Consider the following 12073-nt stretch of genomic DNA (forward strand, 5'->3'; position numbering starts at 1 on the left):
GAGTCGATCGGCACTGAGCCGCAATCACGAATTGCCGTCACGACCGATCGCGACACGCTGCACGCGAATTCGCGGCAACGTGTCGCGGCGCTACGCGATCTCACGCAATGGCGGGAGTCATCAGCTCGTCGAGCTTCCGCTTGAACGCGGTTCCGTCGGACAGGGCGCGAAGCGGCGGACGCACGCGCAGCCAGCCTGCGTCGCCCGTCTGTGCCGCGAGGATCGCCTTCAGCGTCGCGACCAAGGATGGCGTCTTCACCACGATATCGATTGCCGCCTGCATGCGCGTCTCGACGTTCGCGCCGTCGATCATGCCCTTGACCAGCTCCGGCACGATATTGGCCATGCCGCAGATGGTGCCGGCGCCGCCGGCGGCGATCGCACGGGTGATATCGGCTTCGTTGCCGACAGTGATGGCGAGTTCGGGGCTAGCGGCGCGGAATGCCTGGAATTGCTTGAAGTCGCCGCTGGAGTCTTTCAAGCCCGCGACCAGCTTGCCGTAACGCTTGCGCAGGTTCGCGGCGACGGCGGTCGGGATCGCAACACCTGAGACCTGCGGGATGTGATAAAGCGAGGCGCGCAGGCGATCGTCAGCAACGCCATCGATGATCGCGGCAAAGGCATCCTCGATGCCCTCGGGCGTGACGTTGCGGTCGAAGTAAGGCGGCAGCAGCAGCACGTGGCGCAGGCCGAGTCCGAGCACGGCGCGCGTCAGCGCGATGCTGTCAGTGATGGCGGGGAAACCGCCGCCGATCCCGATGCGCTCCGCTGCGACGCCGGCCTTGAGCACGGCTTCGATGGTCGCGACGCGTTCGGCGACGTTGAACGAGGTGCCCTCGCCGGTGGTGCCGAACAGCACGACGCCGTCGACGCCTTTGCCGAAGAGCTGCTTGGCGTGGGCCGCGAGCCTGGCGGAGTCCACGCTCCCATCCGATGTCAGCGGCGTCGCCGACGCCACCCAGAACCCGCGAATTGCGTCCGTCATGACACCACCCATTGCTGCGGCTTCGGACTAAGCCTCTGATCCCTAACGATCTTCGGAGCCTATCGATGCCTTGTTTTTGCTTTACTTTTCATCTTGTACCTTACATACAAGACGGACGCAATTCCCTCGCCTCGCTCGCGCTCAGCGGGCCCCGGCCGACCTCAAAAGGTACTGCATCGACATGGTGACCCCATCCGACCATCCCGACCAAATGCTCGGCGCCCTGCGCGAGAAGCTTGGCGCGGCGGCCGTGCTGACCGGTGCGGAGGTCCCCGCGCGCAATTGCAACGACTGGAGCGCGAGCCTGTCGCAAACACCGCTCGCGGTGATTCGTCCGCTTGATGCGCAAGGCGTTGCCAACGCGATCGCGGCCTGCCGGCAGGCGCGGCTGCCATTCGTGCCGCAGGGCGGATTGACCGGCCTCTGCCGCGGTGCCTCGCCCGAGCCGGGCTGGGTCGCGATCTCGCTCGAGCGCATGGTCGGCATCGAGGAGATCGATCGCGCCTCCGCGACGATGACGGTGAAAGCGGGCACACCGCTCGAGACGATCCAGAAGGCCGCCGACGAAGCGGGCTTCTTCTTTCCGCTCGATCTCGGCTCGCGCGGCTCCTGCGCCATCGGCGGCAACCTCTCCACCAATGCCGGCGGCAACCGCGTGATCCGCTACGGCATGACGCGCGAGCTCGTGCTCGGCCTGGAGGTGGTGCTGCCTGACGGCACGATCATCACCAGTCTCAACAAGCTGATGAAGAACAATGCCGGCTACGACCTGAAGCATCTCTTCATCGGCTCCGAAGGCACACTCGGAATCATCACCCGCGTGGTGCTGCGGCTGTTTCCGAAGCCGCGCTCGACCATGGCTGCGCTCTGCGCACTGAAAGACTATGCCGCGGTGATCGAGCTGCTCGGCGCCGCGCGCAGCGGGCTCGGCCCGCTGCTGTCGGCGTTCGAGGTGATGTGGCCGGACTATTGGGAGGTGATCACGTCGCGCGCCGGGGTGAAGCCGCCGGTCGCGGCGGGCCACGGTCTCTACGTGCTGGTGGAGGCGCAGGGCACCGACGAGAGCATCGATGCACCGCGATTCCAGAGCTGGCTTGAAGAGCTGATGGAATGCGGGCTGCTGGTGGACGCCGCGGTGGCGCAATCGCTGGCGCAGACGCAGGCGTTCTGGCGGGTGCGCGACATCTGTGCTGAATTCGGCCAGGTGCTGGGGCCGCACATCTCCTACGACATCGGCCTTGCGGTGGCGCGGATGGACGAGTTCGTCACGCGCTGCAAGGCGGCGCTCGCGAAGGGCATCAAGGAGTGCGAGAGCGTCTATTATGGCCATATCGGCGACGGCAATCTGCACCTCGTCTCCTGGGTGACGGGCCTGACCGTCGAGCGCCAGCCCAAGGAAGAGATGGACGTCATCATCTATGGTCTCGTGCGCGAGATGGGCGGCAGCGTCTCCGCCGAGCACGGCATCGGCACCCTGAAGAAGAAGTGGCTGGGGCATGCCAGGAGCGAAGCGGAGATCGCGCTGATGCGCACGTTGAAGGCCGCACTTGATCCCGATCATCTGCTCAATCCCGGCAAGGTGATCTGAACGTCGCAACGCGACGGGAGCGCCGATGAGATCCTTGAAGCTCGATACGCCGAAGTCGCTGTCGCAGCGGGTCGTGCTACGGCTGCGCCAGGCCATCATCGACGGCGAGTTCGCGCTGGGCGCAGCGATCTCCGAGGAGATGGTGGCAAACTCCTTCGGCGTCAGCCGTACGCCGGTGCGCGAGGCGATGGGCCAGCTGCAGGCGCAGGGGCTCGTGGTGATCAGACCGCAGGTCGGCAGCTTCGTGTTCACGCCAAGCGCCGAGGACATCACCGCGCTCTGCGCCTTCAGGATCGCGCTCGAGCCCAAGGCCGCCGAGCTCGCATTTCGTCACGATCGCGACGGCGCCGCTGCGACGATGAGCGCCGCAATCACGGCGATGGAGCCGGCGGTCGCGGCCAGGGACAACATCGCCTATGGCCGGGCCGATGCCGCCTTTCACGAGGCGCTGTTCGCGCATTGCGGCAATCGCTATCTCGTCGAATCCTACCAGCTCGTCTCAAGCCGCGTCGCCGCGCTGCGCACCAACCTGACCTCGCCGATCGACGTCAGGACCCGCACGTCGTTCGACGAGCATCGCAAGCTGCTCGATTTGTTCGCGCGCGGCGAGCTCGCGGAATTCGAGAGGCTGATGACCGCGCATGTCACCAATTCGGGCGTCGCCTATGCGCGCGCATTGAAGGTGGATTGAAATCTCGCGATCACGCTCGTGTGCTGCACCCTGACCGCCCGCCATTCTCGCGGCGCTGTTACCGTCCGCCGCCCGGCTCGGGCCTGTCCAGAAAATCCAGTGCAGTGTTGATCTGCTCGAGCTGATGCTCGATCCTGTCGCGGTCCTCGACGGTCTGTGCCGTCTCGAGCTGTTCTACGAGCTTCTGTTTCCGCGCCAGCAAGTTCTCTATGACCGTATTCACAGGTCCCCCATCGCCCGAGATGAAAATCCAGGCAAAATCCGATTACAGGCACGAGCGCCGAGTTTGTGGAGGCACACGCGAGGCGGGCTCGCGTCGAGCCCTCAACCAGAATGTTCGCGGAAGCTGTTGGTTCCTGTGGCCGAAATCCGATCCACGCCTGCACCTGCCATCCCGGGGATGGAACTACCTGCGCAGGCTTGCCCAGACGCCGCCGAGGATCAGCAAGCCGCCGACAAAGTGGATCGGCGTCGGCGGCTCGCCAAGAATTGCGAACGACAACAGGGCGCTCGCGACCGGGCCAAGATAGAGGACGAGCGATGTCCGCACCGAGCCGAACCGGCCGCCGAGCCAGGCAAAGCCGGCATAGGCGAGCAAGCCGGGAACGATCCCTGCGAAGAGATAGGCGGCGAGCGCCTTCATGCTGAAGACCTGCGCCGGCATGGACCACATCTCCGTGATCGCGAGCGGCAGCGAGAACAAGGCGCCGGCGCCTGAGAACAGGCTGATGCGCGCAAGCAGCGATGCGCGCGGCGCGGCGCGCGTTTGCAGCAAGGTGTAGCCCGACCAGCCGAGCATCGCGATCACGACGAGCCCGTCGCCCGACGCAGTCTCCTGCTGCGTCAGCGCCTCCAGATGGCCGCCTGAAATGATGAGCAGCGCGCCTGCAAGCGCCAGCACCGTGCCGAGCCATTGCAGCGGACCGATACGCTCAATGCCTAGCCCGGCGGAGACCAGGAGGACGGTGATCGGCGACAGCGCCATGATCAGCGCGATGTGGATCGCGGTGGTGGACGCGCCCGCGACATAGACCGGCCCTCCGCAGAGGAACATGCCCATGAAGCCGGCCGCCACGATCGGCCAGATGTTCTTCGAAAGCGGCACGCGGCCGTCGCGGATTTCAGCGAGTGCAATGGGCGCGAGCCCGATGGCAACGATGCTCCAGCGGAAGAACGCCAGGGCGAAGGGCGGGACGGAGCCCGCGACCCCGCGCGCCAGGACCTGGTTGGATGCCTGCGCGGTTGCCACCAGGATGAAGCCGATGAGCGCGACCGCGCCGAGCAACGGCACTACGCCTGCGGCCGAGCGGTCGGCGCCCTCCGATATTTCCTTACCCATGGTGCAACCGAATACCCCGTGCACGCCGCGGCGAGAACAAGGCGACGGTTCATGGCGATATGTGGCGATTGCAGCGCTCGTGATGGTCCGCCAAAGCTCTTACGTGCGAATGGTGCGCCAGCACGGCGGCGAGCCGGCCACGGTCGCCGAGGTCCGGCGGGCACTTGGGCGCTGTTGAGGCGTCCGTTCGACGGCCGAGGCGATCGCGGGCCGCGATGCGCCTCGGGGAACCGCGGATCACGCGCCCGTCGGTTGAATTCGCCGGGCCGCGGTCTTATGCGTAGCCGCCATGGACACCCAAATCACCGCCGAAAGGCCCCTGATGGCCATGGCGCGGCCCGCGAGGCCGGCGCCGTTCCTGCCGATGAGCCGCGCCGAGATGACGGCGCTCGGCTGGGACGCCTGCGACATCGTGCTCGTGACGGGCGATGCCTATGTCGATCACCCGAGCTTCGGCATGGCGATCATCGGCCGGCTGCTGGAGGCGCAAGGCTTTCGGGTCGGCATCATCGCACAGCCCGACTGGCATTCGGCCGAGCCGTTCAAGGCGCTCGGCAAGCCGCGCGTGTTCTTCGGCGTCACCGGCGGCAACATGGACTCCATGGTGAACCGCTATACGGCGGACCGCCGCCTGCGCCACGACGACGCCTATACGCCGGGCGGCGAGGGCGGAAGGCGGCCCGACCGCTGCACCGTCGTCTATGCGCAGCGCTGCCGCGAGGCATTCAAAGATGTGCCGATCGTGCTCGGCGGCATCGAGGCGTCGCTGCGCCGGATCGCGCATTACGACTACTGGTCCGACAAGGTGCGCCGCTCGGTGCTGGCCGATGCCAAGGCCGACCTCCTGATCTACGGCAATGCCGAGCGCGCCGTCGTCGAGGTGGCGCACCGGCTCGCCGCAGGCGAGGCGCCGCGCGATCTGAACTCCATCAGGGGCGTCGCGCTGTTCCGCCGCGTGCCTGACAATTACGCGGAGCTGCATGCCGACGATCTCGACTCCGCCGACGAGGGCGCATCGCGGAAGCCGGGTGCCACCGTGATCCGGCTGCCGGCCTGCGAGCAGGTCGAACAGGACCGCGAAGCCTATGCGCGCGCCTCGCGCGTGCTGCATCGGGAGAGCAATCCCGGCAATGCGCGGCCGCTGGTGCAGCGTCACGGCGATCGCGATCTGTGGCTGAACCCGCCGCCGATCCCGCTCACCACCGAGGAGATGGACGCGGTCTACGACCTGCCCTACGCCCGCGCGCCGCATCCGTCCTATGGCGATGCGAGGATTCCGGCGTGGGAGATGATCAAGTTCTCGGTGACGATCATGCGCGGCTGCTTCGGCGGCTGCACCTTCTGCTCGATCACCGAGCATGAGGGCCGCATCATCCAGAACCGTTCGGAAGGCTCGGTCCTGCGCGAGATTGAAAAGATCCGCGACCGCACGCCTGGCTTCACCGGCGTGATCTCCGACATCGGCGGTCCCACCGCCAACATGTACCGGATGGCGTGCAAGGATCCGAAGGTCGAGGCGGCGTGCCGGCGGCCGTCCTGCGTCTTCCCCGAGATCTGCCCCAACCTGAACACCTCGCATGACGATTTGATCCGGCTCTATCGCAAGGTGCGCGAGGTCAAGGGCATCAAGAAGGTGATGGTCGCCTCGGGCGTGCGCTACGACCTCGCGGTGGAGAGCCCCGAATACATCAAGGAGCTCGTCACCCATCACGTCGGCGGGTACCTGAAGATCGCGCCGGAGCACACCGAGCGCGGCCCGCTCGACAAGATGATGAAGCCGGGCATCGGCGCCTACAACCGCTTCAAGCGGATGTTCGATGCCGCCGCGGAACAGGCCGGCAAGAAATATTACCTGATCCCGTATTTCATCGCGGCGCATCCGGGCACGACCGACGAGGACATGATGAACCTCGCGCTCTGGCTCAAGAAGAACCGCTACCGCGCCGACCAGGTGCAGACCTTCCTGCCCTCGCCGATGGCGACCGCCACGGCGATGTACCACACCGGCGTCAATCCGCTCCGCGGCGTGCGCCACGGCGGAAGCGACAAGGTCGAGGCGATCAAGGGTCTTCGGCAGCGCCGATTGCACAAAGCCTTCCTGCGCTATCACGACCCCGACAACTGGCCGGTGCTGCGCGAGGCTCTGAAAGAGATGGGCCGCGCCGATCTGATCGGCTCCCGCCCGGATCAGCTCGTGCCGGCGCACCAGCCGCCCGGCACCGGCAAGGCCGCAGGCACGCGGCGACCGTTGCGCCCCGGCGGGCGGACGCAGCGTTTCACGACCAAGGGCGTGCGGGTGATGAAGTAGTGGGCGAAAGCGATGAGATCGGGTTCGGCCGCCGCTTTTGCGACCCTCCAACAAAAATATCGAAAACAACCCCATGCAAAGTAGACGGCGATCGCCGGCTTGACGCACTATGCATGCAGCGAAGCCGTTGACACGTCGGGCAAAACAGGCGCACCACGATAGCATCGGGGCGCGTTGGCTAGAGCAGGGCCGCGGGCTCGCTCAACCTCTCCCGCTTGCGGGGGAGGTCGGCGCGAAGCGCCGGGCGGGGGCTCTCTCCACCCAGGGAGTGTCCATTGTGGATGCACCCCCACCCCAGCCCTCCCCCGCAAGCGGGAGAGGGAGCGCACCTTCTTCATGGCAACCAGCCAAGCCTCATCTCATCATGCTCTAGTTTGAGTCATCATGCTCTAGTTTGAGCTAGATCTTCCGTTTCGCCTAAATGTCAGAAGAGACTGCCCGCATGAAAAAGATCGGATTCCTCTCGTTCGGACACTGGACGCCGTCGCCGCAGTCGCAGACCCGGTCGGCTGCGGATACGCTGCTGCAGTCGATCGAACTCGCCGTTGCGGCGGAGGAGCTCGGCGCGGATGGCGCCTATTTCCGCGTCCATCATTTCGCGCGGCAGCTCGCTTCGCCCTTTCCCCTGCTCGCCGCTGTCGGCGCCAGGACCAGCCGCATCGAGATCGGCACCGCCGTGATCGACATGCGCTACGAGAACCCGTTCTACATGGTGGAGGACGCTAGCGCCGCCGACCTCATCGCCGGCGGGCGGTTGCAGCTCGGCATCAGCCGCGGCTCGCCCGAACAGGTGATCGATGGCTGGCGCTATTTCGGTTATCGACCGGCCGACGGTCAGAGCGACGCCGACATGGGCCGGCGCCACGCCGAAGTCTTTCTGGACCTGCTTCGCGGCGAAGGCTTTGCGCAACCCAATCCGCAGCCGATGTTTCCAAATCCACCGGGGCTGCTGCGCTTGGAGCCGCATTCCGAAGGCCTGCGCGAACGCATCTGCTGGGGAGCCGGCTCGAACGCGACCGCGGTCTGGGCGGCCCAGCTCGGCATGAACCTGCAGAGCTCGACGCTGAAGAACGACGAGACGGGCGAAGCCTTCCACGTGCAGCAGGCCGCCCAGATCCGCGCCTATCGCGCCGCCTGGAACGAAGCCGGCCACACCCGCACACCGCGCGTGTCAGTCAGCCGCAGCATCTTCGCGCTGATCGACGATCGCGATCGCGCCTATTTCGGCGGCGAACGGGGAGGCGAGGACCAGATCGGCTTCATCGATCCGCGAACCCGGGCGATCTTCGGCCGCAGCTATGCCGCCGAGCCTGACGTGCTAATCGAGCAGCTGCGACAGGACGAGGCCATCGCCGAGGCTGATACTTTGCTGCTGACCGTGCCCAACCAACTGGGCGTCGCCTACTGCGCGCATGCGATCGAAGCGATTTTGACTCACGTCGCGCCGGCGTTGGGATGGCGCTGAAGGGGTGGTCGAGCCTGTGCTCCGCAAGGGGAGCAGTTCAAGATCGACATCCAGTCCGGCGAGCCGGTCTGAGCGGACGCCCGGCAGGAGCTGTGGCGACGCATTGAGCAGCATGACTTCGAGCCCGACACCCCGCTCAAGTTGGGCTCCCGGGCGCACCGTCGCGCCTCTCGCAAGCGCTGGCGCCGGTCGTCTTCGGCCTCGTCATTGTGCCGCTCGGCGGTCACGTCCTGCTGGTGACTGCGGCCCGGCCGCGCTTGCCGCGCTATCGATTATCCAGTGCACGAGGCCCCAAACCTGTCGGAAAGCTTGAAACTGCTCGATAATGCGACTGATTCGGGCCGAATCTGCACCTGCGGCGATGGCGGTCGGAACGGCCTAACTGTTCCAGAAGTTCACTTAAAACCAACTGTATCGTGCGCAAGTCGCGGTTGAAGGTAAATAGACATTCAAGCGGCAGGCGGCGCTGGTGTATATTGAGCTCCTTGGAGATTTGGGACCGTGTCCAACGCTAAGCAAATACTGGCGATGTTGCGCAGTCGCGCCGAGGGTAACGAGGATGCATTCTTCTCGATTGCCCTTCAGGTAGCGGCGGCGGAGGCGCGTCAGGGTCGCCGCGAGACCGCACAGGAGATGCGTGCCGAAATCGATAAGGCGCGCGCGCGGCAGTCACGCGGAGCAAGCGTCCCAATCTCCATCGCGCACCCCCGCGGCAATCTTGAAGGGCTCCTGGAGCTGCGTGAGCCGCGCTACAAGCTCAAGGATGTCGTTTTGCATGAGCGTCTATTGGCGTGGTTTGACGATGTTCTCCGCCAACAGCGAAAGCGCGATTGGCTGCGTGAGCATGGCAAGACGCCTAATCGGCGGCTTTTGTTCGTAGGCCCGCCTGGATCTGGTAAGACAATGTCGGCAGAAGCGTTAGCAGGAGAACTGCATCTCCCTCTTTTTGTCATTCGTCTTGAGGGAATGATTACCCGCTATATGGGTGAGACGGCGGCCAAGCTACGCTTAATTTTCGATGAGACGGCCAAACGTCGCGGAGTATATCTGTTCGATGAGTTTGACGCGGTAGGCGGACAGCGCACGGCGACCAATGACGTCGCGGAAATGCGCCGGGTTTTGAATTCCTTCCTCCAATTCATGGAGGAAAGCAATTCGACCGATAGCGTCATTATTTGTTCGACAAACCACCCTTCGCTACTTGACCGTGCATTGTTGCGTAGGTACGACCAAGTCTTGGAATTCGACGCTCCGACATCGATGCAGGTTAAGCAGCTTATTAGCGCAAATATCGCGCCGATGAAGGTAATAAACCCGAATTGGAAGAAAGTGATTGCTGCTGCGGAAGGATTGAGCCAGTCGGAAATCGTGCGTGCCGCAGACGATGCGGTGAAGACTGCGATACTTGACGAACGCAAGCAATTGACCACGGAAGAAATCGTGAACCGTTTGCAAGAACGGCATGCAATGCGAACGGCTTTTTTGGACTCGGAAAGCTCATAATGTATGGCATCGCGCTTTACGCTCCCGCACATTGACATCAGTGCGTTCGCTGACGCTCAGCAATATTCCGGAGACTCCGCGTTCAACTCCAGCGCCGTTCGCATCCGCGAAGAGCATGGTCGCAGGATTCAAAACTAACTGATCGTAGCACTGGCGGCCGCTGACGCGGCGCGACCGACCGACACGCGGCTCGAACCAGCGTCGAGTAGCGTCATCGAGGTTGAATTGCGCAAAGGCACGGCGGCTGACAAGCTAGACATGAAAACTGAAGGCATCCGTGCGGGTGCCGCAAGAGAAGATGAAGCAAGTCGAACAACGATTGCGCTTCACGTGCCCGATCACGCACGGCCCGTACTCGAGCAAATTATAAATGACTATCTCACCGGTCCGCTGACTGGGCGTCGCCAAAACCCACCGAATAAAGCAAAAGTCGAGGCTATCGAAAACATCCGGGCTGCCCGGATTGCCACGCTCTGGACGGACGCAAGGCCTGTGCCTGAAGATGCACAGGCTCAAATGTGGTGGGCGCTTTGGTGTTATCGCGACAAAGAAGCAGCCATTGAGGATGTCTGCGCGCGCCTGGAGGTTCGTGCCGGCGACAAAGACCGCAGGCTTTATTTCCATGAGGTCGTGGTTGTGCCGGTGCTTGCAAACCGCGCGACTATTGAGCTCATGATGTTCGCGACTGATGCCATCGCTGAGCTGCGGATCGCCAACGATAGCCCCACATTTTTCACAGACGACGTGCGAGGTGATGAGCAAGCTTGGGTGGATGGCCTCGCGGAGCGAGTCATTTGGCCGGGCAATGAGGCGCCGGCGGTTTGCGTTCTCGATACCGGTATCAATCGCGGCCATGCGCTGATTGAACCCGCGCTTGGCGTCAATGACAGCTACGCAATAGACGCAGATTGGGGCGTGGACGATCATGATGCCGATGGTCATGGCACGGCGATGGCGGGCCTTGCTCTGCATGGTGACCTGACAGCCGCGCTTGCCGACACGGAGGAACGTCCGCTTTCACATCGCTTGGAGTCAGTCAAAATTCTGCCACCCGCTGGCTTCAACCCCAACGAATCTCAGAGCTACGGGATTTTGACGCAGGCGGGCCTGGTCCTTCCTGAAATCGAGGCTCCGGAACGCAAGAGGGCTTATTGCCTCGCCGTGACGAACGATAGCGTTTCAGGTGCGACGGCATCGGCCTGGAGCGCTGCCATCGACCAAGCCGCAGCGGGATGCATGGTCGCGGACGAAGGCGAAGACGAACGACCTCGGCGACTAATCGTAGTTTCTGCGGGGAACGTGCCCGCTGAGATAACTTTTGCACTCTTGGGGTCTCAAGACGATTATCCGATTGAAGATCCAGCTCAGGCCTGGAACGCGCTCACAGTCGGCGGATACACGGACCTCATCGCTGTGCGCGACGATGGCTATACGGATTGGAGTCCGATGGCGGCTGCAGGCGAGCTCAGCCCTCATAGCCGTACCAGCGTAACATGGCCGCAAGGCATTGCGCCGTTCAAACCAGAACTCGTCTTTGAAGCCGGAAATCGCGCGGTCAATCCTGGCCAAACAGAAGTTTTGACGATGGGGTCGCTTTCGCTTCTGACCACGGGCCACGATGCGGCTCTGCCGCTTGTGCCGTTCGAAGCGACAAGCGCGGCGACAGCGCAGGGCGCACGCATGGCGGCCCGGCTGATGGCTGCAAATCCCGACTTTTGGCCCGAAACCATCCGTGCCCTAATGGTGCACAGCGCGGAATGGACCGAGCCGATGGTGGCCGCTATCGACGCTAAGCCGGGCAAGCGCGAGCGATACGAACTTATCCGGCGTTTCGGATACGGCGTGCCTGACTTCGACCGCGCTAACGCTTCGGCAATCAATCACCTTGCGATGATCGCGCAGTCCGAAATCCAACCGTTCCGGGTACAGAACAATCGTAAGTTCAACGAGTGCCACTATTACAATCTGCCGATACCGGGCGATATGTTGGAGCAGCTCGAGAACGAACCGGTCGAATTGAAGGTCACGCTTTCGTACTTCATCGACCCCAATCCCGGTCTGTCCGCAAACGTAGACTCTCAGCGGTATCAATCGTACGGTTTGCGTTTCGATCATCAACGGCCGAGAGAAACGCTCACGCAATTCAAGAACCGGGTCAATGCGTCTGAGCGCGAGGAGCCGCGCCGTCGCGGCG

Annotated in this window: 9 protein-coding genes; 6 read left to right on the top strand and 3 right to left on the bottom strand. The window is 63.7% G+C overall.

Going from position 1 to position 12073, the window contains the following annotated elements; all coding sequences use genetic code 11:
• Positions 1–100 precede the first annotated feature (100 nt).
• Positions 101–985, bottom strand: coding sequence for a dihydrodipicolinate synthase family protein (locus AYJ54_RS09890; protein ID WP_063698822.1), 885 nt, complete (start codon positions 983–985; stop codon positions 101–103).
• Positions 986–1160: 175 nt separating this feature from the next.
• On the opposite strand from AYJ54_RS09890, the gene AYJ54_RS09895 reads away from it, so the two are divergent.
• Complete coding sequence (locus AYJ54_RS09895; protein WP_063698823.1) at positions 1161–2573, top strand: FAD-binding oxidoreductase; 1413 nt, start codon at positions 1161–1163, stop codon at positions 2571–2573.
• Between the two features lie 25 nt (positions 2574–2598).
• On the top strand, positions 2599–3264 hold the full coding sequence (locus tag AYJ54_RS09900; protein WP_063698745.1) for a GntR family transcriptional regulator: 666 nt from the start codon (positions 2599–2601) through the stop codon (positions 3262–3264).
• A gap of 58 nt (positions 3265–3322) precedes the next feature.
• On the opposite strand, the gene AYJ54_RS51230 is transcribed toward AYJ54_RS09900, so the two are convergent.
• Positions 3323–3487 (bottom strand): hypothetical protein, encoded by a 165-nt coding sequence (locus tag AYJ54_RS51230; RefSeq protein ID WP_201724160.1) that lies wholly within the window; start codon positions 3485–3487, stop codon positions 3323–3325.
• 183 nt (positions 3488–3670) lie between these two features.
• Positions 3671–4603: a DMT family transporter gene (locus AYJ54_RS09905; protein ID WP_082905578.1), complete on the bottom strand. Its 933-nt coding sequence runs from the start codon at positions 4601–4603 to the stop codon at positions 3671–3673.
• Positions 4604–4892: 289 nt separating this feature from the next.
• On the opposite strand from AYJ54_RS09905, the gene AYJ54_RS09910 reads away from it, so the two are divergent.
• The 4 genes from AYJ54_RS09910 to AYJ54_RS09925 all read left to right on the top strand — a co-directional run.
• Positions 4893–6911, top strand: a complete 2019-nt coding sequence (locus AYJ54_RS09910; RefSeq protein WP_063698746.1) for a YgiQ family radical SAM protein — start codon at positions 4893–4895, stop codon at positions 6909–6911.
• 442 nt (positions 6912–7353) lie between these two features.
• On the top strand, positions 7354–8376 hold the full coding sequence (locus AYJ54_RS09915; RefSeq protein ID WP_063698747.1) for an LLM class flavin-dependent oxidoreductase: 1023 nt from the start codon (positions 7354–7356) through the stop codon (positions 8374–8376).
• A 501-nt stretch (positions 8377–8877) separates the two neighbouring features.
• A complete protein-coding gene (locus tag AYJ54_RS09920; RefSeq protein ID WP_082905579.1) occupies positions 8878–9879 on the top strand; it encodes an AAA family ATPase in 1002 nt (333 codons plus the stop codon).
• Between the two features lie 258 nt (positions 9880–10137).
• The coding region (locus tag AYJ54_RS09925; RefSeq protein ID WP_201724161.1) for a S8 family peptidase at positions 10138–12073 on the top strand (1936 nt) is incomplete at its 3' end.

This window comes from Bradyrhizobium centrolobii (genome assembly GCF_001641635.1).
Classification (GTDB): Bacteria; Pseudomonadota; Alphaproteobacteria; order Rhizobiales; family Xanthobacteraceae; genus Bradyrhizobium; species Bradyrhizobium centrolobii.

Bases quoted from the DNA above. Each gene is read 5' to 3' on its own strand.
- AYJ54_RS09910 (WP_063698746.1), top strand. From the start codon at position 4,893: ATGGACACCCAAATCACCGCCGAAAGGCCCCTGATGGCCATGGCGCGG.
- AYJ54_RS09905 (WP_082905578.1), bottom strand. From the start codon at position 4,603: ATGGGTAAGGAAATATCGGAGGGCGCCGACCGCTCGGCCGCAGGCGTA.
- AYJ54_RS09900 (WP_063698745.1), top strand. From the start codon at position 2,599: ATGAGATCCTTGAAGCTCGATACGCCGAAGTCGCTGTCGCAGCGGGTC.
- AYJ54_RS09915 (WP_063698747.1), top strand. From the start codon at position 7,354: ATGAAAAAGATCGGATTCCTCTCGTTCGGACACTGGACGCCGTCGCCG.
- AYJ54_RS09890 (WP_063698822.1), bottom strand. From the start codon at position 985: ATGACGGACGCAATTCGCGGGTTCTGGGTGGCGTCGGCGACGCCGCTG.